The organism is Cytobacillus sp. FSL M8-0252 (genome assembly GCF_038007345.1).
In the GTDB taxonomy this organism is placed as follows: domain Bacteria; phylum Bacillota; class Bacilli; order Bacillales; family Cytobacillaceae; genus Cytobacillus; species Cytobacillus kochii.
The window spans coordinates 3805872-3828839 of sequence record NZ_JBBOWZ010000001.1 but is presented as its reverse complement, the minus strand read 5'-3'; the positions used below and the strand labels follow the sequence as shown (position 1 = coordinate 3828839).

Below are 22968 nucleotides of genomic sequence, written 5' to 3'. Positions count from 1 at the left end.
CTTTTTGTTCTTTATAAAGAAAATACAAAAGGTGGATTACAAATGAACAGATATTTGAATGAACCTGAGGCTAAAGAAATACAATTACCTGAACTATTTAAAGTCATTAAGAAAAGGTTTTGGCTGGTGCTTCTTTTTACGTTGCTTGCTTGTGGGATTGCTTTTATTTATCACTTATTAAATAAACCAACGTTACTCTATCAAAGTGATACGAATATTATTATTGGGGCAGAAGTAGGGTATCGAAATACTCTACAGGTCATCATTAGAGACACAGTGGTGTTAGAGGAAGTAATTAAAGAATTGAGATTAGCGGAAACAAGTGATCAATTAGCGAATAAGATTGCTGTTACGAGTGTTGATGATACGCAGGTGGTGAATATAACCGTAGTTGATTCACATCCAGAAAGAGCCGCTTTAATTGCTAATACTACAGCAAAAGTGTTTATTGAAAAAATCCCGACAATTATGGATTTTGATGAAGTCAGCATTTTGTCGGAGGCAAGAACAAACCCGACCCCTATTAATGAAAGTAATGGGCTGAATATAATAGTAATTGCAGGGGTATTAGGTTTAGTTGCGGGAATAGGCTTTATTTTTCTATTAGACTCATTAAATGATTCTGTAAAGTCAGAAAGCCAGCTTGAGAGATTAATCGATGTGCCAACAATTGGTACTGTTTCAATCATACATACAAAAAATTTGAAACAAAAGAAACAAAAACAAACAATGAAAGAAAGGAGGAAGACTAATGGTCAATATGCGGAAATGGAAAATCGGTACGAGCAATAAGGGACGAAACTTAGTCACTTATTTGTACCCTCATTCAATCATTTCTGAACAATTCCGCACGATAAGAACAAATATCCAATTTATCAATGGTGAGAAAAAGCATATGGTCTTGCTTATTACTTCACCAGATCGTTATGAAGGTAAAACGACAATGATAGGCAATATTGCTGTATCAATTGCGAACCAAAAAGAGAAAGTACTCTTGATTGATGCTAATTTAAGAAATCCAGCATTGCATCAAATGTTTATGGCAGCTCAAGAGCCTGGTTTAACAGATGTATTGAAAGGCGATGCAATACAGGAAGAAGTGACTATTTCTACGCAAATTCCTGGCCTAAAACTATTGCCTAGTGGGAAGATTCCATCCAATCCCTCAGAACTACTTGGTTCTAGTGTCATGAAGAAGCTCATAGCTAAAGTTAGCCCATTATATGATGTAATTTTAATTGATTCCCCTTGTTTATTAGATGTTACTGATACAAAGGTGTTAGCGAATGTTAGTGATGGTGTGATACTCGTCGTAAAACAAGGGCAAACAAAAGCAGAACATGTCTACAATGCTAAAAAAACACTACAATATGCAAAGTCGAACATTATTGGCACCATCTTGAATGGAAGCCATTAATTTTTTTATGATTGTTCGTTATAAAGAATATTTAAGGTGATGTCTCCTTGCCTTTATCTAAGAGAGATACTCGGTCATGCTGTGGGTTGAAAGAAACCTTAGACGCCCTGTCGTCAAGAGTGTGGTGAGAGGGGGGGTTAGATGCCCTGTTTTACTTTTAGATTAAATGTCTTTACATGAGTTGAGAATTGTATTAGTTCTAATCATTTACTGATGGTATAAGTCATTTGAAATCCTGAAGCAAGGGAGGGATGATACTGTGTCATACAGACTAAAGCTTATATTTTCGTTATTGATGGATGCAGTATTACTATTGAGTTCTTTTATATTTACGTATCTATTACTCCCAACTTCTATCTCATACAATCAAGCTATTATAATTTATAGTTTATCACTTCTATTTTATTATATCTTTGCTTATAAAGAGCAATTCTATGAGCAATTATGGTCCTATGCTAGTATTCGAGAATTTCTCATTATTCTCAGGCTTGTAGGAACGACAGTCTGTTTAACAATGATTACATACTACATGTTATTAAAAGCGTTTCTTCCACAATTTACAATCATTTATAGTTTAGTGTTGCTTATTATATTAACAAGTTCGAGATATGGCGTAAGAGTCTATCGAGAACAAATGCAAGAGCTAGCTATTAATAAGAAAAAAACATTAATTATTGGTGCTGGTTCAGCAGGAGGAATGCTTGCCAAACAATTGATGCAAGGACATGATCAATTAATTCCAGTCGGATTTATTGATGATGACTATAGGAAGCAAGGCTTGTATTTAGCAGGCTTAAAGGTTTTAGGGAAGGTAGAACAATTAAGAGAGATTGTTCAGGAAATGGGTATAGAGCATTTAATCATTGCTATCCCTTCACTTAAAAAAGAAGAGCTCGAAATCATTTTTAATGAATGTACCAAAACGAATAGTAAGACACAAACACTACCCTTTATTGAAGATATTGTCATGGGAGAAGTAAAAGTCAATCATATACGAGATGTAAAGGTGGAAGATTTACTCGGAAGAGAGCCGATTCTCTTAGAGGACAATAGTATTTCGGAGTATATTGCCAATCAAACGGTACTTGTCTCTGGTGCAGGTGGTTCAATTGGTTCAGAGATTTGTCGACAGATTTTAAATTTTTCACCGAAGCGTTTGATTCTTCTCGGTCATGGAGAAAACAGCATTTATTCCATATTATTAGAACTGGTAGATATGAAAAGTGATAGCGAACTGATTCCTGTTATTGCTGATATTCAAGATAAAGAACGCATGATTCAAGTCATGAAAAAATATCAACCGGCAGTTGTTTATCATGCAGCCGCCCACAAGCATGTACCATTAATGGAAGAACATCCAGAGGAAGCAGTAAAAAATAATATAATTGGTACAAGGAATATGGCAGAGGCAGCTCATCAGTCACAAGTCAATGTATTTGTAATGGTGTCAACAGATAAAGCAGTAAATCCAACAAGTGTAATGGGCTCATCGAAGCGTCTTGCAGAAATGCTTGTTCAACAAATGAATAAAGTAAGTACAACTCGTTTTGTTGCGGTAAGGTTTGGCAATGTATTAGGTAGTAGAGGGAGTGTTATTCCCCTTTTTAAAAAGCAAATCGAAAAAGGGGGACCAATTACTGTCACGCACCCTGATATGGTGAGATATTTTATGACCATTCCTGAGGCGTCAAGGCTTGTGCTACAGGCAGGTGCACTAGCATTAGGTGGTGAGATATTTATTTTAGATATGGGTAAACCGGTAAGAATATATGATTTAGCAAAAAATTTAATTAAACTTTCCGGCTATACAACTCAGGAAATAAGTATTAAATTCACCGGTATTCGCCAAGGGGAGAAGTTATTTGAAGAACTATTGAATAAGGAAGAAATGGACGATCAGCAAATTCACCCACATATTTATATTGGGAAAAGCGCCACCCTTTATATTGAAGAGATTGAAAGTTTAATTGATTTATATCCTGTGATGAGTAAAGAGGAATTAAGAGAACGATTGTTAACCCTTGCAAACCGAAAAGAAACGCCAGAGAAAAAGCAGGAAGTTGCTAATATGTTATCACTATCTTAAGGAAGAAGGAGTGAGTAAGTATGAGGCAAGTAAGAAAAGCGATTATTCCAGCTGCCGGTTTAGGAACTAGATTTCTTCCTGCAACAAAAGCAATGCCAAAAGAAATGCTACCACTTGTCGATAAACCGGCAATTCAATACATTGTAGAAGAAGCAGTTGCTGCTGGTATTGAAGATATTATTATTGTTACAGGTAAAGGGAAAAGGGCAATAGAGGATCACTTTGATTATTCTTTTGAACTAGAACAAAATTTAATGAGCAAAGGTAAATTTGAATTACTATCAGAAGTGAAAAAGTCATCTCAACTGGCCAACCTTCATTATATCAGACAAAAAGAACCGCTTGGGTTAGGGCATGCCATATGGTGTGCACGGAAGTTTATTGGCGATGAGCCGTTTGCGGTCTTGTTAGGTGACGATATTATTGAAGGATTTACGCCATGCATAGCTCAAATGATAGAACAGTATGAAGAGCATAAAGGTACGATTCTTGGGGTGAAAAAAGTGAAAGACGAAGAAGTATCAAGATATGGCATCATTGATGGTGAAATAGTGACGGAAAGACTTCATACGGTTCGTTCTTTAATTGAAAAGCCAGACCTTAATCAAGCACCATCTAATTTAGCAATCATGGGGCGATACATCCTACCACCGAGTATTTTTGATATTCTTTCATATCAAGAGCCAGGGAGGGGGAATGAAATTCAACTAACAGATGCGTTAGCCACTTTGAATCATAGTGAACCGATATTTGCATTCGAATTTCAAGGAGAGCGCTATGATGTTGGTGAGAGACTTGGTTATATTCAAACATCCATTGAATTTGCTTTAAAACGTAAGGATTTACAAGAGGAGCTGTTAGGTTTTCTACAAACGATAACAGAAAGATATCCAATCAAATGACGGCAAAAAAACTGCTATTAGTTGCCACAGTCGACTATCATTTCAAGGCATTTCATCTCCCCTTTATGCGACAACTATACGAACAAGGTTGGGAAATACATATAGCGGCTAAAGGTGACTTAACCTTACCTTTTGTATCCAAACAGCATCGCCTCCCAATTGAAAGACATCCGTTGAAAAAAGCCAATCTATATGCGTACAAGCAGTTGAAAAGCTTAATGGAGATTCATCAATACGATATTGTTCATTGCCATACACCCACTGGTGGATTACTTGGTAGATTGGCAACTTTTAGTTTGAAGAAGAAGCCATTACTATTTTATACTGCCCATGGATTTCATTTTTGCAAAGGTGCACCACTACTTAATTGGCTTATCTATTATCCTATTGAAAAAACCTTGGCGCGGAAAACGGATTGTTTAATTACGATTAATCAAGAAGATTATGCCTTAGCCACTAAGGCATTGAAAGCGAAGGAAATAGCTTTTATCCATGGAGTGGGCGTCAATGTAGCGCAATATCAGCCAATTGATAAGGAAATAAAGGAAAAACTAAGAGAAAAGCATCTGATTGAAAAAGAGGCTTTTTTATTTTTTTATGCAGCAGAGTTTAATCGAAACAAAAACCAAAGGCTTTTACTACAAGCGTTTAAGAAAATAGCGAAACAACACCCATCTAGCCAATTACTATTAGCAGGAGAAGGACCGCTGTTATCAGATTGTCAAAGACTTGCTACTGAGCTTGGAATTGATCGTCAGGTAGTATTTCTCGGCTTTACAAATGAAGTGAAGGAATGGTTACAAATGAGTGATGTGGCTGTGGCTTCTAGTTTAAGGGAGGGCCTCCCAGTGAATATTTTGGAAGCTATGGCTTGTGGCCTACCCATTGTAGCTACTATGAATCGAGGGCATCATGAATTGATCAGGGACAGGCATAATGGATATCTGATAGCAGCGACTGATGTGCATCGTTTCGCCGAAAAAATGGAGAGTCTTATACTTTCTGAACAAGAGAGAGAGAGGTTCGCTAAAGCAAATAGGCAACTTGTTAGCAAGTATTCAACTGAAGTCGTCATGGAAGAATTAATGATCCTTTACGCTAAATACACGCAGGAGAAGAAAGATGAAAGCAATCATCAGCATTATCGTGCCTATATATAATATGGAAATGTATATTGAAAGATGTCTACATAGTTTACTCACACAAACATTTAAAAGAATTGAAATTATTGCCGTCAATGATGGTTCAACCGATCAAACGGGTGACATTCTTTCAAAATATCAAGAGAAGGATAAAAGGCTGAAGGTCTTCTACCAGGAGAATAAAGGTGTCTCCCAGGCCCGTAATTTTGGACTAAAGCACGCGGAAGGAGAGTATATTGGTTTTGTCGATCCTGATGACTGGGTTCACCAAGAGATGTATGAGGCATTATATGAAGCGCTTCAACGAGAGCAGGCAGATATCGCTATGTGTCGATACACACGAGCGTATCAACACTTTTCTAAGGAAAGATACTTCCATCACTTGAAAGAAAAAACCTATAGAGGTCAAGCCTATAAAGAACAAATTGTCAGGCGATTAGTAGGTCCAATTAAGGAAGAAGTATCTGATCCTAGTATGCTTGATGCTATGGGAACCGTTTGGTCAAAGCTATACCGTACAAATTTATTAACAAAACAACCTATCTTTTTTACAGATTTACATCATATTGGATCAAATGAGGATACCCTTTTCAATATGAAAGTGATGAGCCTAGCTGACTCTTTTGTCTATGTCGATCGGCCTTTATATCATTACTGGAAGGAAAATGAACATTCACAAACGAGTGAATATAAATCGGATTTATTTCAGCTTTGGCAGCAACTTTATGATGAAATGAATCATTGCATAAAGGAATATTCATTCAGTCGTCATGCTCAATCAGCTTTAAATAATCGTATTTGCTTAAATATGATTGGTTTAGGCTTAAATATCCTTGCTTCTAAAAGCCAACTAACAGTACGAGAAAAAATCAATGAAATAGATAACATATTAAGTGAACCTATTGTTAGAGAGGCTTTTAAAACGTTGGATCTCAACTACTTTCCATTCGTTTGGAGGGTATTTTTTGTTTGTGCCCGTTCACGTTCAGCTAGCAGTGTCTACTATATGCTTATGATGATTGATAAATTAAGAAAAAAGCGCTGGGGGAGTAGGTCATAATGGAATTAAGAGTGTTGCAAGTGGTAACGATTATGAATCGTGGTGGGTTAGAGACCATGTTAATGAATTATTATCGTCGGCTTAGGCATGTTGGCATTCAATTTGACTTCATTGTCCATCGGCAGGAAGAAGGTCATTATGACAAGGAAATTAAGAGGCTAGGTGGTCGTATATTTCATATGCCATCCATTCGCCCAGGCAATTACCAAAAATACTTTAAACAATTGGACACCTTTTTTGCCGAACACCCATATTATCGAATTGTACATGCTCATTTAAACGAAAACAGTAGTTTTGTTATGCGTGCAGCATATGATGCTGGAGTGCCGTGTCGGATTGCACATAGCCATTTGAGCGATTTACATATAGATTTTAAATGGCCGTTTCGCAAGTATGCAAGGTCATGCATGAAGGATTATCCTAATTATTATTTTGCATGTTCTGAACGTGCTGGGGAATGGTTGTTTACATCATCTAAGAACAAGGTAACCGTTTTACCTAACGCAGTAAATGTGAGTCAATATCTTTATCATTTGCCAGAGCGAAAGCGGATAAGAAGAGAATTGGGCGTGGATGATTCTTTTGTAATTGGTCATATTGGGCGCTTTAATTATCAGAAAAATCATGATTTCATCATAGATATTTTCCAATCTATATCTGATAAAAGAAAAGACGCTGTTTTAATTTTTGCTGGAGATGGTGACTTAATGCCACAAATAAAGAAAAAAGTTCACAAGCTAGGGCTAGAACAACAAGTGAAATTTTTAGGTGTTAGAGAAGATATTCCTTCGCTTTTGCAATCCTTGGACGTCTTTTTATTCCCTTCTCATTTTGAAGGTTTACCTGTAGTTTTAATTGAAGCACAGGCTGCAGGTCTCAGTTGCCTTGTCTCTGATACGATAACGGCAGAAGTGAATCTGACGAATAGGGTAACATTTATGAGCTTATCTAGAAAGGCTTCTGAGTGGGCAGATAAACTGTTGCAATTAGATAACCAACATAAGGATACCTCTACGGAGTTAAAAGTAGCTGGTTATGATATCGAGACCACGAGTCAGTGGTTATCTACCTTTTATAACGAATATAACGATACTAAAAATCATGCAAGCGGGACGAGATAAGATGAAACCTATATTAACAATCTTTACCCCTACCTATAACCGTGCTTACACCCTACATTTAGGCTATGAAAGTTTAAAAAAACAAACATGTCAATCTTTTGTGTGGTTAATCATTGATGATGGTTCGAATGATGGAACAAGGTCATTGGTTCAAGGGTGGATAGAAGAGGGAATCATTTCTATTCACTACCATTACCAGGAAAATTCAGGTATGCATGGGGCACATAATACAGCCTATGAGTTAATCGAAACAGAATTGAATGTGTGCATTGATTCTGATGATTATATGCCAGTGGATGCGGTACAGAAAATCATTACTTATTGGAACCAATTTGGTAGTGAGGAGGTAGCTGGAATTGTCGGGCTTGATGCCTATCAAAATGGGGATATCATAGGGACCGAATTACCCGCTGATTTGTCTACTTGTACTCTAGGGGAATTGTATGGTGTTCATAAAGTGAAGGGTGATAAGAAGCTTGTCTATCGAACAGCATTGACAAAAACGACCCCTGCTTATCCTATTTTCTCAGGAGAAAAGTATTGCCCATTAAGCTATAAGTATATTTTTATTGATCAGTTAAAACCGTTATTACTTCTGAATGAAGTATTATGCCATGTCGAATATTTACCAGACGGATCGAGTTTAAATATGCTTAATCAATATTATAAAAACCCGAAAGGATTTGCATTCTTTCGTCAAACAGCAATGATCCATGCTCCATCATTGAAAGAAAAATTAAGAGAATGTATACATTACGTTTCTAGTTGTTTATTAAGTCGAAAGAAACACTTTATTAAAGAGTCACCTTTAAAAGGTATGACACTTGTTGCGCTACCATTTGGGTATCTACTTTCATTTTATGTACGCTATGAGCAACGAAAGAGGAATGTCATGGGAAGTGAACAGTAATCATGACTGTTTTTTGGATGTGTTTATTCGCAAGTTTTAGTGTTGCTTTAATAGCTAGATACTTTTCTAGACCTGTACTTGTAGGGGATTCAGTCCAGACTGTTTATCCTAATAAACTGATGATTACTTTTGTTGCTTTCATTCTTATTGCTGTTTCAGGGGCAAGAACCAATATTGGCGATACTTTTTTTTATATGCATGCATATGAAGTCAATGATTTTAGCTGGGCAACAATAGTTGAGGGAAAGGATATTGGCTTCGGATTATTACAAATGGTTCTGAAGTTTTATACTGATGACCCGCAAGTGTTAATTTTCGTTGTCTCGTTAATGACGAACAGTTTAATAGTATTTGTTCTCGCACACTATGCAAGATTATTTGAGTTGAGTATTTATATTTATATAACTGGTGGTTTATTTTTAGTTACGATGAATGGTATTCGCCAATGCTTAGCAGCGGCGATAGTATTTGCGGCAACAAAGTTCCTTATAAATGGGAATTGGCCTGTGTACTTTTTATTTGTTATCCTTGCTTCTTCAATTCATCAAAGTGCGCTCATTTTATTACCTATTTACTTTTTTGTACGTTATAAGGCTTGGTCGAAAGCGACGTTGATATTACTTCTGATAGCCGTTCTTATTGTTGTCGGCTTTAATGAGTTTTCGACACTCCTTTTTTCAGCGATAGAAGATACACAATATGGGCAATATGCAGAATTCCAAGAAGGAGGAGCCAATATTTTACGCGTGGCTGTGGAAGCAACCCCTTTATTCATTGCTTATCTTGGGCGAGAGAAGTTAAGGAATATCTTTCCTAAAAGTGATTTTATTGTGAATATGGCACTAGTTGGTTTAGTATTTATGATTATTTCTACACAAAACTGGATTTTTGCGCGATTTTCTATCTATTTTAGTCTTTATCAATTGATTCTTGTTGCTTGGATAGTCAAATTATTTCAACCAAAGGATCAACGCTTTATTTATTATTGTATCCTTGTGCTATATTTTTTCTATTATTTTTATGAAACAGTCATTAGTTTAAATATTCAGTACCAAAGTGATTGGTTAGGATAACGAGAGAAAGAGGGGAGAAAAAATGAGTGTTCTCGTCACCGGTGGAGCAGGGTATATTGGCAGTCACACATGTGTCTCTTTATTAAACCGTGGTATGGATGTCATTATTCTTGATGACTTTTCCAACAGTAATCAAAAAGTGGTGCAGCGGATTGAGCATATGACGAAGAAAGAGGTAAAGTACTATTCGATTGATTTAAAGGATAAAGACGCAGTTCATTCTGTCTTTGCTGATAATGAAATCGAGGCAGTGATTCATTTTGCCGGGTATAAAGCAGTTGGAGAATCAGTTGTTAATCCACTTTCCTATTATGATAATAATCTCATTTCCACGATTTACTTATTGCAAGTAATGAAACAGTTTAACGTAAAAAAACTGGTGTTTAGCTCTTCAGCGACTGTTTATGGTAGACCAAAGCAGGTACCGATTGCGGAGAATGCTCATCTATCGGCCACTAATCCATATGGCAGAACAAAACTAATAATCGAAGATATGTTGAGAGATATTTATGAATCCGATAATGAGTGGGCGATTACATGCTTACGTTATTTTAATCCAATCGGTGCCCATCCAAGTGGAAATTTAGGTGAAGATCCACGAGGTATCCCTAATAACCTCATGCCTTATATTACCCAAGTAGCTATTGGTAAACGGCCGGTATTACAAATATTCGGCGATGGTTTTTCTACTAAAGATGGTACAGGAGTAAGAGATTATATCCATGTAATGGATTTAGCTGAGGGACATATCTGTGCACTAGAACAATTAAAAAAGGTGACCGGTTTTAATTTTTATAATTTAGGTACAGGGAAAGGCTATAGTGTTTTAGAAATTGTCCATACTTTTGAGAGAGTAAATCATGTGAATATACCGTATATCATTACGGATGCCCGTATGGGTGATATCCCTATTAGTTATGCTGATCCAACAGCTGCAGCGACGGGGTTAGGTTGGAAGGCTCAAAGAGGATTAGAGGAAATGTGTATAGACGCCTGGCGTTGGCAGAAAAATAACCCCACTGGATATAGTGATAAGAAAAATCCGCACTTAATGCAAAGTGGGGATTTTTCTTTTTCTTAATAAGATGCCGAATCCCGTATAAGAAGAGGAAGGATATGAAAAGATTATTTGATTTTATTAGCGCATGTATACTGCTTCTTTTATTTGCACCTGTAATGGCAATTATATCTACCGTTTTGCTTATCAATGGATCGTGCATTTTTTTCAGACAAGAAAGACCTGGACTTAATGGATCATCCTTTCGCTTATATAAATTTTGTACAATGACTGATGAAACAAATGAGCAAGGTCATCTGTTACCAGATGAGAAAAGATTGACCAAAATCGGTAGCAAGTTAAGAAAATATAGTTTGGATGAATTACCACAACTGCTTAATGTCTTAAAAGGTGAAATGAGTTTGGTTGGACCGCGTCCGTTACTAATAGATTATTTACCATTATATTCACCAGAACAAGCAAGAAGACATTGTGTCAAACCTGGAATCACAGGCTGGGCACAAGTAAATGGCCGGAATGCGATTAGTTGGGAAGAAAAATTAAAAATGGATGTATGGTATGTCGATCATCAACATTTTTTACTAGACTTAAAAATTCTTTTTCTTACGATTAGTAAGGTCATCCGTTCAGAAGGAATTAATCAGCCAGGTGCTGCCACAACTGAAGTGTTTAAGGGAAGCCAAATAAAAATGAAAGAGTGACATAAATGGATATTGCATTAATTGGTTATGGCGGGCATAGCAAAGTAATCTTTGACATTATTACAATGCAAAAAAATAAAGTGGTTGGTATTTTTGATGATAAGCATCGCTCATTAAAAATGAAAGGGAATGTATTTTTAGCACCGATTGATTATGTACATGATGTCCTAAAAATCAACCCTAATATTAGGTTTGTTATCTCTATAGGCAATAATAAAATCCGCAAGCAAATGTTCGAAAGGCTAGCTTTACCAATAGAATACTATACCACTTGTATCCATCCTTCTGCTTGTATTAGTCCGAGCGCAATAATTGGTAAAGGAACCGTCATCATGCCGCAGACGGTTATTAATGCGGATGCGGTGATTGGTCATCATACAATCATTAATACAGGAGCAGTGATTGAACATGATAATGAAATTGGTGATTATGTGCACATCTCCCCGCGTTCAACTTTAACTGGATCAGTAAAAGTTGAAGAGGGGGTGCATCTCGGTTCTGCTTCTGTTGTCATTCCACAAGTAACATTAGGAAAATGGTCTGTCATAGGGGCAGGCTCGACAGTGATTCATTCAATACCAGAGCGAGTAATGGCAGTGGGATTACCCGCACAAGCAAAGAAAATATTGAAATGGAGTGATGACATTGACTGAGCGTATTTATTTATCGCCTCCCCATTTGACTGGTGAAGAAATTCATTATGTACAATCCGCATTTACGGATAATTGGGTGGCACCCGTCGGTCCTCATATCGATTTGTTCGAACAAGAAATGTCAACACTTGTGAATGTCCAATCTTGCTTAGCGGTGAACTCGGGTACTGCTGCCATTCACCTTTCATTATTAGCACTTGGTATTAGCTCTCTAGACACCGTTTTTTGTTCTACATTTACATTTGTAGCTACGGCTAATCCTATTCTTTATATTGGGGCAAAACCGGTATTCATTGATTCAGAACCCGAAACTTGGAATATGTCTCCTGATGCGTTAGAAAGAGCTCTAAAGGAAGCGAGTGCAAATGGAAATTTACCAAAAGCGGTAATTGTCGTTCATTTATATGGGCAACCTGCCAAAATGGATGAATTGCTAATGATTTGTCAACGTTATGGTGTGCCTTTAATTGAAGATGCTGCTGAATCTCTCGGTTCTACATACAAGGAGAAGCCAACCGGCACAATCGGCAGTTATGGTATTTACTCATTTAATGGTAATAAAATCATTACTACTTCTGGAGGGGGGATGCTCGTTTCCAATCATAAAGAAGGTGTGGAGTATGCTTCGTTTTTAGCCACACAGGCAAAAGATACAGCACTACATTACCAGCATAGCCAAATCGGGTTTAATTATCGTATGAGTAATATCGCTGCCGGTATTGGTAGAGCCCAATTGACCTATCTGGAAAAGAGAATAAATGCACGTCGGAAAATTTTTCAGCGTTATGAAGAAGGGCTTCAAGGATTGGAAGGCATTTCATTTTTACCTGAGCTTCCGGGAACCTATTCCAATAGATGGCTAACTACTATATTGATTGATAGTGAGACAATTGGTGTAACTGTCGAGGAGCTAATTTTCGCTCTTAGGAATGAGAATATAGAGGCTCGTCCAGTATGGAAACCATTACATCTACAACCGTTATTTCAAGGTTATAGTTTTTATCCACATGATGTCGAGCACGAAGCTATATCGGAAATGATATTCGAAAAAGGAATTTGTTTACCTTCAGGATCTGATTTAACAATTGAGCAACAAAACAGAGTGATACACTGTATTCAAACAACCATTACCTCAAATCTTCATCTGCATCCATATTTATTAGGATAGGTGGCAGAGAATGATAGGAAAAAATATTGCAAAACTACGTAAACAAAAAGGATTAACATTAACAGAACTAGCCGAACGAGCGGGCGTAGCGAAGTCATATCTTAGTAATATTGAAAGGGAGGTCCATCAAAACCCTTCTATTCAAGTCATTGAAAAAATTATTTTCGTACTCGGTGTTGAAATAGAAGAAGTCATCAGAGGCGTCTATATCACGGAGCAAAATAGACAATGGCAAATACTTATTAAGGAAATGCGAGAGTTAGGCATTGAAAAAGATCAGATGGAGACAGTTAAACAAAGAATTTATGAAGTAAAGAATAAATAACTCAGTTTTAAGAAAAGGAAGAGAGCGCTGAAATGATGGAGAAGATACCAAGAATTATTCATTATTGTTGGTTTGGTGGCGGGGAAAAGCCAGAGTTAATGAAACAGTGTATAAGGTCCTGGGAAGAACATCTCCCTCATTATGAGCTAAAACAATGGGATGAAAGCAATGTTGATGTAACATGTAATGCTTATGTACACGAAGCGTATCAAGCGAAAAAATATGCTTTTGTGAGTGATTATTTTAGAATGTATGCTTTGTATACAGAAGGTGGGGTTTATCTTGATACAGATGTCGAGGTTTATCAATCTTTTGATCGTTTCCTTCATTATCCATCCTTTTGGGGATTTGAAGAAGGCAATTATATTGCAACAAGCACGATTGGTGCCAGTAAGGGGCATCCGCTTATCCAGTATTTTTTAGAATCCTATCAATCTAATCATTTTATCAATGATGACGGGACTTTTAACGAATGGACAAATGTTGCCGCCATAACAGAAGAAATGAAGAAAAAAGGGGTTATATGTAACGGACAAAAGCAAGTGATAGAAGAAATGGGAGTAATATTCGAGCAAACAATTTTCTCCCCATATGATTATATTAATTGTCGCGACCTGCAATCAGATGAAACAGTAACGAAGCATCATTTTTATCAGAGTTGGTTGCCTCCTCATGTATTAGTTAAACGAATCGTGAAAAGGAATATAGTCAAATTGATTGGCGGAGAAAAATTAGCTAATTTACGTAAGAAGTTTTCGGGAGTGAGGTCATGAGCCGAATATTCATTGCTACATATGATATGGAAATTGGCGGGGTAGAAAGAAGTTTATTACAATTATTGAAACAACTTAACTACGAAAAGTATGAGGTGGATCTATTATTATATCGTCATCAAGGCGATTTTTTTCATCTGCTTCCTAAACAAGTGCATTTGTTGCAAGAGTTTTCAAGTATGGCTACATTTCGTCAGTCCATTATTGAAACAATCCAAAAGAAGCATATGCTATTGGCTTCTGTAAGACTACTAGCCAAATGGCAAACACAATGGAAAAGCCTGCACGCACGTGATGAAGAGTGGGGTTACTATCAGATGCAGCAAATCGGTAAATATTCATCACCCTTCCTTCCTACAATGGATAAAACTTACGATGTGGCTATTAGTTATTTATGGCCCCACCATTTTGTAGCCTATAAAGTAAAGGCTAAAAAGAAGATTGCTTGGATTCATACTGACTTTTCCTCTCTTCATATTGATACGAATGAAGATGAAAAAGTTTGGCGGTTATTTGATCATATTATCGCAGTTTCTGATGCTTGTAGAGAAGCATTTCTTACCGTTTATCCACAGTTAGCCAATAAGGTGATGGTGATGGAAAATCTGATATCGCCGACATTTATACAAGAATTGTCTGAGGAAATAGTCGAAAATCCTATTCTCTTAGATCATCGTTTTACTATTGTTACAGTTGCTAGACTCTCAAAAGCAAAAGGAATAGATATTGCCATACAGGCGATGAAAATAGTTAAAGAAAAAGGTTATCACGACATTGTGTGGTATGTGATTGGTTTTGGTGGAGATGAAAAAGAACTGACACAACTCATTCAAGCTTGTAATTTAGAAAGTCAGTTTATATTACTTGGTAAAAAGGTCAACCCTTATCCATTTATGAAGGCATGTGACCTCTATGTTCAACCCTCTCGTTATGAAGGGAAAGCCGTTACAGTAAGTGAAGCGCAAATACTAGCAAAGCCAGTACTACTTATGAATTATCCTACAGCAAAAAGCCAAATTCGTGTTGGAGTGGATGGTTATATCGCTGGCAACAATCCAGAAGAATTAGCTTCAAGCATTATTCAGCTATATGAACATCCGGAGGAAAGGGAGAGGTTGAGCAAGAATTGTCAACGAACGAACTTTAGTAATGAAGCCGAGCTCGAAAAATTACATGCTATTTGTGAATGAAAAAGGGGGATAGGGCCATTGGAACAACCGAAAGTAAGTGTCGTCATCCCCGTTTATAACGCAGCCGATTATTTGGAAGAATGTATTCAATCTTTACTTACGCAAAGTTTACAACAATGTGAATTTATCTTCGTCAATGACGGGTCTAGTGACCACAGTCAACAACTCATTGAAGCTTATCAAGAAAAAGATTATCGCATTAAACTTTTGAATCAAGAAAACCACGGGGTCAGCTATGCGAGGAATAAGGGGGTTGAAATAGCTAAAGGTGAATACATCGGATTTATAGATGCTGATGATACAATAACAGAAAATACTTATCAGCACGTATATCAGCTTGCTAATCAATTCGATAGTGAGGTCGTTATATTTCACTTAGTTGAAGAGGTCAATGGCATTCAAAGAGTGATTAGCTATCCCTTTCCAAGGCGGGTAAAATTACATAAAAATGACATTCATGAGTTTATCATTCCACACATGTTACAAAAAGAAGATTTTAATAGTGTGTGTAACAAGTTATATAGAAGAGAAACATTGAATAAACTTCGGCTGCAATTTCCGATAAACGAGGTGCTTGGGGAAGATGGACAATTTAATTGGTCCTTTTTTTTATGTGCGAATTCAGCGATTTATAGCGATTTTCCTGGTTATTATTATCGTGAAGTAGCAGGCAGTGCGACAAGAAATCTCCAAGAAAAAGATTACTTTTCTCATGCGTTACGCTCTTATCAGCGTAGTATACCAGATCGGATTGAAATGAGTAGCCCTCAAATCAAGACACTAAAGGCTATGAAGCTGCTTCATCAAGTGTTAGCTTATATTCACATCTATATTTTACCTACAAATGAATTAAGTAAAAAAGAAAGAAGGCAATATGTACAAACAATGATTCATCATCCAGTTGTTCAAGAAGCTTTACGACTCTACCCGGTAGAAAAGGTAAGAATGCTCGGCAGATATGACCGCTTCTTAATGAAGTGTATAAAGCATCAATCGCTTCTTGGTTTATATAGTGCAACTGCATATAGTAGGTGGCGAAATAGAAAAAAAGGGGAGGTTCATTCATGAAAATACTGATGTTTGCCCATGGAGGAAGTGAGAATCGCGGTTGTGAGGCGATTGTACGATCAACGTCAACTATGCTCAAAGAAAAAGTGGAAGATGTGGCTGTTTTTCTTTCATCTTATCAACCTGAAACAGATCAACATATACAACAGCTAGATGGAATCTTTGATGGTTCAGAAACAATTATAAGAAAATATTCAACAGATTGGTGGAGAGCTGCGATTCGGAATAAACTCTTTCAAGACGAAACATACGCCTTGCAAAAAACGCAACAAAAAACGATTAATCAAATTGATGTGGCTGACATTTGTCTTTCAATTGGCGGAGATAATTACTGTTATGGTGAACAGCCCGGTTGGTATGAAGTTGATAAAATGGTCAAAAAGAAAGGGAAAAAATTAGTATTATGGGGGTGTTCGATCGGAGAGGAAGATATGTCGGCAAGAAAGCTAGCAGATCTCAAAACATTTGATTTAATTTTGGCTCGAGAGACATATACGTACCAAATGTTAAAAAAGAGAGGCATTCATCATGTGACACTTTGTGGTGATCCTGCATTTACACTAGAGAAAGAAGAAGTAGACCTGCCCATTGGTTGGAAAGATGGGGATACGATTGGCTTAAATATCAGTCCACTTTTAGTTAGCAAGAATCAAGGTAGTAAACAAGCTGTCTCTCATTTAATTGAATATATTTTAGAAAATACCGAATCTGTCATCGCGCTCACACCACATGTCATGCAAAAGGGGAATAATGATTATGATTTATTACAAGAGTACTATCAAAAATATAAAAGTTCACGAAGAGTCATATTGCTACCAGCGGATTTAAACGCATTACAGTATAAAGGGTATATTGCAAAAATGCGTTTTTTCATTGGCGCAAGAACACATGCAACGATTGCAGCCTATTCCAGTTTTGTCCCGACCCTCGTTTTAGGCTATAGTGTGAAGTCAAGAGGTATCGCCTATGACTTATTCAATAGTGAAAGATTTGTAGTTTCGATTGAGGAAGTGTCAAATAGTAATAAACTGATTCAATATTTTGGTGAAATGGTAGATCAAGAAGCCCAGATTAAAGAACAATTGCTAAAAGTCATCCCCATTATACAAAACCGTTCGTATGAAGCCGTGCATTCTTTAAAGGAATTGCTAGGATAATGAAAAAACAACTATTATTTATTATCCCTAGTTTAGCAGCAGGTGGAGGAGAAAAAAGCTTGATCAATCTTCTATCACAAATCGATTATGACCAGTATGAGGTGGATGTTTTTCTTTTTGCCAAAAAAGGTGTATTTCTATCGTTTCTACCTCCTCAAGTGTCTGTGCTAAATCACTCCGTAGATTTTGAACATTTCTCTTTACCAGTCCATTCAGCTATATGGGCTCTAGCCAAGAGACGCAGATGGAAGCTCGTGTATAACCGTCTATTATACTTTTTAGCTAATAGAAGAATGGGAAATACAGCTCAAAAAGAACAGTATGCCTGGAAATATTTAAAACAAGCATGTCCACAACTAGTCAAAACGTACGATGCAGCGATCGGATTTTTAGAGAAATCTTCAACCTATTTTTGTGTGGAGAAAGTAAATGCGAAACAGAAAATTGGGTGGGTACATATTGATTACAATGAAATGGGTATGGATGCAACATACGATCATACTTATTTTAAAGAAATGTCCACTATTGTCACAGTCTCTCATGAATGTGCACGCGTGTTTATCGAACAGTTTCCTTCATTGAAATATAAAGTAAAGGTGATTCATAACATTGTGTCACCAACAATCATTTACGAAATGTCACGTCAGTCCATACCGTTACAAAAGCAAATGTTTACGTTACTAACCATTGGCCGTTTGCATCCGCAAAAAGGTCTAGATATGGCAATTGAGGCTTGTAGCCGTTTAGTACGAAAAGGAATGAAACTGAAATGGTACATTATTGGCGAGGGGCAAGAAAGAACCAAATTGGAAAGATTGATTAGAATTCATCAACTAGAGGAACACTTCATTTTGCTTGGACAACAAGCGAACCCCTATCCTTGGCTCGATGTAGCTGATATTTATGTACAGCCATCAAGGTTTGAAGGTAAGGCAATTGCTATAGACGAGGCAAAAATACTGCACAAACCGATTGTCGTAACAAACTATACGACAGCAAAAGATCAAATTATAGATAGAGTTACGGGACTCATCGTAGATTTAAACGTGGATGGGATCGAAAAGGGAATTAGCTTATTAATGAAAGATGATGCTTTAAGAGAACAGTTAACAGTCAATTTAAGCGGGCACTCTTATGGAACAGAATCTGAAATAGACAAGTTTTATCAAATCGTATAGAGGGGTATAAGCATGAAAACAAAACTACTCTTTGTGATGAATAACCTCCAATGTGGCGGTGCAGAAAAGGCACTTATCTCATTATTACATGCCATTGACTATAAAAGATATGAGGTGGACTTGCTGTTATTTAAAAAGGAAGGTGTATTTTTGAATATCGTGCCAAATGAAGTAACCATTTTAAATGAACAAGAGGAATTTCGTTACTTTGATGGCAGAGTCATCGATAATGTGTTAAAAGCTATTTCATCTCGAAGGTTTGATCTCGCCATTTCTCGTATAAGGGCAGCCCGTATTTTTAGAACGGAAAATAATGGAGCTGTTTGTGAACAAAAAGTGTGGAAATATATATCCCCATGCTTATCTAGTGTAAAAAAAGAATATGATGTTGCCATAGGATTCTTAGAAAAGAATCCTATTTATTTTTGTCTAGAAAAAGTAAAAGCAAAGAGGAAAATAGGGTTTATTCATAATGATTATAAACAAATGGGCATGGATAAAACGTTGGACTCTCCATACTTTCAGCAGTTGGACGGTATTATGACAGTGTCAGATTCCTGTGCCGAAGTATTACGTCAACAATTTCCAGAATATCAACAGAAAATAAAAGTCATACAAAATATCTTATCTAAATCGACTATTCAAACGTTGTCTATGAATGAGATGCCTTTACCATTTCCAGGATTGAAGCTTTTATCTATTGGACGATTACATCGACAAAAAGGTTTTGACTTAGCTTTAGAGACAGCTGCGTTACTGAAGAAAAAAGGTGTACCATTTAAATGGCTCATCTTAGGAGAAGGTAGCGAAAGGGAGAATTTAATCCAGTTATCTACAAAGTATCAATTAGAAGAAGAAGTGAAATTTATCGGAATAAAGGAGAATCCTTATCCATATATTCGGTGGGCAGATATATATATTCAGCCTTCGCGCTTTGAAGGAAAGTCAGTTGCTGTTGAGGAAGCCAAAATATTGTACAAGCCAGTGATTGTCACAAACTATAGCACAGCAGGCGATCAAATTAATCATGGACAGACGGGGCTAATCGCAAATATGACAGCAGAATCACTTGCAGAAACGATTGTAAAATTATTTGCAGATGAATCTTTACAGCATCAGTTAATGGAGGGACTAGGGAAAGAGAAACTTGGAACAGAAGACGAAATCAAGCGTTTTTACCAATATATAAAAGTAGGGTAGGCGAATCTTTAATGATTATATGGCTGTTAGCCTTTTTCATACTGATTTTGGTTGGAGCAATCGGTTTGGATTTATTTCTTATATTTAAAACTTGGTTTTCACGGATTCATTTTGGCAAATATGAAAATGAACGCGATTGGGAGAAACCTATCATCACTACAGTCGCTCGTTGGTTAAAGCGAACACCTAAAGTACCTTTAACCGACCAAAGGCGTTGGGTGGCTTTAGATATCATCAAAGGACAATATACAAGAGGCGAGATCCAATATTGGCAAGAGGCAGCTTTGTTATTGGCATTACCATCACCCCAGTTTATTTCAGAAGTCGATCGTTTTATCAATAAGAAAATCACTCCCTCTGGTGAATGGAAAACATGTCCACAACAGATAGATGGTGCAATCTTAGCTTATGCAATCCTTAAAAATAATCGGTTAAATGGTGAGTGTTATCAGCAAGCAATGGATGAAATGTGGCAAGTGATTCAAGCACATATTGGGAAGGATGGAACCGTCATGTATAGAAAGTCAATGGTAGACTATCGGTACGTCGATACGATTGGTTTTATTTGCCCTTTTCTGATTACTTACGGTGTGAAAAATAATAAGCCGGAATGCATTGACCTTGCGATTCATCAAATAGAATCCTTTTTTACTTATGGGATGAGTAGTCAGATGGCAGTACCCGCTCATGCTTATCATATAAAATCAAAGGTGGGGACTGGACTATATGGATGGGGACGAGGAATGGCATGGTTAGCGCTAGGCGTGATTGATTCGTGGAAGGAGTTACCGAATCATCATCATTATAAACATGAATTAGAGTTAAGGATAACACAATTGGCAAAAGTCATTTTGAGTCTACAGCAAGACTCTGGTTCCTGGAGTTGGTTAATGACTAGAAAAGAAGCGAGAGCGGACTCTTCGACAACGTCGACATTAGGATATTTCTTAGCTCATGCTGCTTATATCGAGGAGATTGAGGATCAGTGTTGCCAAGGTAGAGATAAAGCTATTCATTATTTGATGAAGGTAACGAGAAGGACGGGAGCGATTGACTTCTCACAAGGAGACACAAAGGATATTGGCGTTTATTCCCAATTGTTTGATATCCTTCCGTTTACGCAAGGGATGTCGCTAAGGTTATTGGCAGAGAAAAGAAGATATCAGGAGTCAAAGAAAGATAGACAAGCTGTGAGCTAATGGGTGTGAACAAAGAAAGTGAGAAGGGGACAAAATGAGATCACGCTACTCTCTAATTAATATAACAGCAGGTTTAACCAATCAGTTGATTATTACCATGTTAAGCTTCTTATCAAGAACAATTTTTATCCAAACATTAGGTGTAGAATATTTAGGGATTAATGGTTTGTTTACGAATCTTTTAGCGATGCTTACGCTCGCTGAAGCAGGACTAGGTGCTAGCATTATGTACAGTTTATATAAGCCTGTTGCGGACAATGATTATATGAAGATCCGCATTCTTATGAAATTTTATCGTCAAGCGTATATGGTTATTGCAGCAATTGTCTTCGTACTCGGTTTATTGCTTTTTCCGTTCCTTGATTTTTTTGTAAAAGGGGCGAATATTGAGGATGTAGAACTCATTTACTTTATCTTTTTGCTTAATACAGTTGCTCCCTATTTTTACATTCATAAAAATTCATTTCTGAATGTCGCACAGCGTGGTTATATTGTTACAGCTGTTTACACAGTTTCATCGATAGTAACGGCCGTAATGAAAATAGCTATTTTATCTTATACTCAAAATTATTTACTTTATTTAATAATTGATAGTGTTATTACAATTGCCAATTCCATTATCCTTGCTGTGATGGTCAATCGAATGTACCCATATTTGCGCGAGAAGGTGGAGGGTAAATTAGATGAAATAACAAAGGGACAAATCACTACCAACGTGAAGGCGATTGTTATTCAAAACATAGGGAATTATTTATTATTCGGGACAGAGCATCTTCTGATTGCATCCTTTGTTAGCTTAGTGGCTGTTGGAATTTATTCGAATTATAAAATGGTCATTGATATTGCTCGTACGTTTATTAACCAGGTATTTAGTAATGTGTATCATAGTGTTGGCAATCTCGTGGCTAATGAATCAATGGTGAAGATCATAGCGATTTATAAATGTTATCGTTTAGTAAATTTTTGGCTGTATTCTTCGTTAACCATTGTATTGGCATTTACATTGGAGCCGTTTATAAGAATCTGGTTAGGAAGCGACTTCTTGTTTTATCAAGAAGCGTTACTCGTCATTCTATTATTGACGTTCTATGAACGTGGCATGCGAAATTCTATATCAGCAATAAAAACAACAGCGGGTTTATTTCGAGAAGATCAATATGCACCGCTATTACAAGCAGGAATCAGCTTAATATTTGCACTTGTCCTTGTACAATTTCTAGGGATTACTGGCATATTTTTAGGGCATTTCCTTAGTGCTCTTTTCGTTCCTTTTTGGTTTACCCCCTATGTGGTCTATAAAAAATTGTTTAAGCTACCAGTAAGACAATATTTTACTTCTTATTTGTCTCTTATGTTGATAGGATTGGTAGCTTATTTATTAACGAAAATCATTCTTATGCAGTTTTCTCCTGTCAGTTTTTCTACTTTTCTTATTTACTTATTTGTAAGTTTAGTGCTGCCTAATTTATTATATATAATCGTATTTTACCGAACGGACGAATTCCAATATATTTTAAAAATGGTTTTGACTATACTAAGACGCTTGCAAGCGAAGAGAAGAGATAGAATGCTCTCTTCTTAGCAGCAATATTTTAGGTGATTCTTGTCTAGTCCTAGACGTGATATT

At 36.8% G+C, this 22968-nt stretch carries 22 protein-coding genes; all 22 read left to right on the top strand.

Going from position 1 to position 22968, the window contains the following annotated elements:
* Positions 1 to 42: 42 nt before the first annotated feature.
* The 22 genes from MKX83_RS19285 (at position 43) to MKX83_RS19180 (ending at position 22923) form a co-directional block, all read left to right on the top strand.
* The gene (locus MKX83_RS19285) at positions 43 to 792 is read left to right on the top strand and encodes a YveK family protein (protein ID WP_095372094.1); all 750 of its coding nucleotides are present in this window, start codon (positions 43 to 45) and stop codon (positions 790 to 792) included.
* Entirely contained in the window at positions 752 to 1417 is a 666-nt protein-coding gene (locus MKX83_RS19280; protein ID WP_095372095.1) for a CpsD/CapB family tyrosine-protein kinase, read from the top strand. Before MKX83_RS19285 ends, MKX83_RS19280 begins: the two co-directional genes overlap by 41 nt.
* Positions 1418 to 1676: 259 nt before the next feature.
* On the top strand, positions 1677 to 3503 hold the full coding sequence (locus tag MKX83_RS19275) for a polysaccharide biosynthesis protein (RefSeq protein WP_341057203.1): 1827 nt from the start codon (positions 1677 to 1679) through the stop codon (positions 3501 to 3503).
* A gap of 20 nt (positions 3504 to 3523) precedes the next feature.
* Positions 3524 to 4405 (top strand): UTP--glucose-1-phosphate uridylyltransferase GalU, encoded by an 882-nt coding sequence (gene galU / locus MKX83_RS19270; RefSeq protein WP_251163335.1) that lies wholly within the window; start codon positions 3524 to 3526, stop codon positions 4403 to 4405.
* Entirely contained in the window at positions 4402 to 5565 is a 1164-nt protein-coding gene (locus tag MKX83_RS19265; protein WP_328197420.1) for a glycosyltransferase family 4 protein, read from the top strand. The genes galU and MKX83_RS19265 overlap by 4 nt, the downstream gene beginning before the upstream one ends.
* A complete protein-coding gene (locus tag MKX83_RS19260; protein WP_340976210.1) occupies positions 5528 to 6607 on the top strand; it encodes a glycosyltransferase family 2 protein in 1080 nt (359 codons plus the stop codon). The genes MKX83_RS19265 and MKX83_RS19260 overlap by 38 nt, the downstream gene beginning before the upstream one ends.
* Complete coding sequence (locus tag MKX83_RS19255; RefSeq protein WP_328197423.1) at positions 6607 to 7728, top strand: glycosyltransferase family 1 protein; 1122 nt, start codon at positions 6607 to 6609, stop codon at positions 7726 to 7728. The genes MKX83_RS19260 and MKX83_RS19255 overlap by 1 nt, the downstream gene beginning before the upstream one ends.
* A gap of 1 nt (position 7729) precedes the next feature.
* The gene (locus MKX83_RS19250) at positions 7730 to 8638 is read left to right on the top strand and encodes a glycosyltransferase family 2 protein (protein ID WP_341057193.1); all 909 of its coding nucleotides are present in this window, start codon (positions 7730 to 7732) and stop codon (positions 8636 to 8638) included.
* 2 nt (positions 8639 to 8640) lie between these two features.
* On the top strand, positions 8641 to 9711 hold the full coding sequence (locus MKX83_RS19245) for an EpsG family protein (RefSeq protein ID WP_341057189.1): 1071 nt from the start codon (positions 8641 to 8643) through the stop codon (positions 9709 to 9711).
* Positions 9712 to 9733: 22 nt separating this feature from the next.
* Positions 9734 to 10792, top strand: coding sequence for a UDP-glucose 4-epimerase GalE (gene galE, locus MKX83_RS19240; protein ID WP_340976201.1), 1059 nt, complete (start codon positions 9734 to 9736; stop codon positions 10790 to 10792).
* Positions 10793 to 10827: 35 nt separating this feature from the next.
* Complete coding sequence (locus tag MKX83_RS19235) at positions 10828 to 11430, top strand: sugar transferase (protein WP_095372104.1); 603 nt, start codon at positions 10828 to 10830, stop codon at positions 11428 to 11430.
* Between the two features lie 5 nt (positions 11431 to 11435).
* A complete protein-coding gene (locus MKX83_RS19230; protein WP_328197430.1) occupies positions 11436 to 12083 on the top strand; it encodes an acetyltransferase in 648 nt (215 codons plus the stop codon).
* The gene (locus MKX83_RS19225; protein WP_095372105.1) at positions 12070 to 13251 is read left to right on the top strand and encodes a DegT/DnrJ/EryC1/StrS family aminotransferase; all 1182 of its coding nucleotides are present in this window, start codon (positions 12070 to 12072) and stop codon (positions 13249 to 13251) included. Before MKX83_RS19230 ends, MKX83_RS19225 begins: the two co-directional genes overlap by 14 nt.
* A gap of 10 nt (positions 13252 to 13261) precedes the next feature.
* Positions 13262 to 13576 carry a helix-turn-helix domain-containing protein gene (locus MKX83_RS19220; RefSeq protein ID WP_095372106.1) on the top strand — a complete coding sequence of 105 codons (315 nt, stop codon included), beginning with the start codon at positions 13262 to 13264 and terminating at the stop codon, positions 13574 to 13576.
* 32 nt (positions 13577 to 13608) lie between these two features.
* Positions 13609 to 14349 carry a glycosyltransferase family 32 protein gene (locus MKX83_RS19215; RefSeq protein WP_340976196.1) on the top strand — a complete coding sequence of 247 codons (741 nt, stop codon included), beginning with the start codon at positions 13609 to 13611 and terminating at the stop codon, positions 14347 to 14349.
* On the top strand, positions 14346 to 15539 hold the full coding sequence (locus MKX83_RS19210; protein WP_328197434.1) for a glycosyltransferase: 1194 nt from the start codon (positions 14346 to 14348) through the stop codon (positions 15537 to 15539). The genes MKX83_RS19215 and MKX83_RS19210 overlap by 4 nt, the downstream gene beginning before the upstream one ends.
* Before the next feature lie 18 nt (positions 15540 to 15557).
* On the top strand, positions 15558 to 16607 hold the full coding sequence (locus MKX83_RS19205; RefSeq protein WP_340976190.1) for a glycosyltransferase family 2 protein: 1050 nt from the start codon (positions 15558 to 15560) through the stop codon (positions 16605 to 16607).
* Positions 16604 to 17764 carry a polysaccharide pyruvyl transferase family protein gene (locus tag MKX83_RS19200; protein WP_095372109.1) on the top strand — a complete coding sequence of 387 codons (1161 nt, stop codon included), beginning with the start codon at positions 16604 to 16606 and terminating at the stop codon, positions 17762 to 17764. The genes MKX83_RS19205 and MKX83_RS19200 overlap by 4 nt, the downstream gene beginning before the upstream one ends.
* A complete protein-coding gene (locus MKX83_RS19195) occupies positions 17764 to 18942 on the top strand; it encodes a glycosyltransferase (protein WP_341057175.1) in 1179 nt (392 codons plus the stop codon). Before MKX83_RS19200 ends, MKX83_RS19195 begins: the two co-directional genes overlap by 1 nt.
* A gap of 12 nt (positions 18943 to 18954) precedes the next feature.
* The gene (locus MKX83_RS19190) at positions 18955 to 20142 is read left to right on the top strand and encodes a glycosyltransferase (RefSeq protein ID WP_341057172.1); all 1188 of its coding nucleotides are present in this window, start codon (positions 18955 to 18957) and stop codon (positions 20140 to 20142) included.
* Positions 20143 to 20153: 11 nt separating this feature from the next.
* A complete protein-coding gene (locus MKX83_RS19185; protein ID WP_341057168.1) occupies positions 20154 to 21341 on the top strand; it encodes a glycoside hydrolase family 88 protein in 1188 nt (395 codons plus the stop codon).
* 34 nt (positions 21342 to 21375) lie between these two features.
* Positions 21376 to 22923 (top strand): lipopolysaccharide biosynthesis protein, encoded by a 1548-nt coding sequence (locus MKX83_RS19180; protein ID WP_095372113.1) that lies wholly within the window; start codon positions 21376 to 21378, stop codon positions 22921 to 22923.
* Positions 22924 to 22968: the final 45 nt, after the last annotated feature.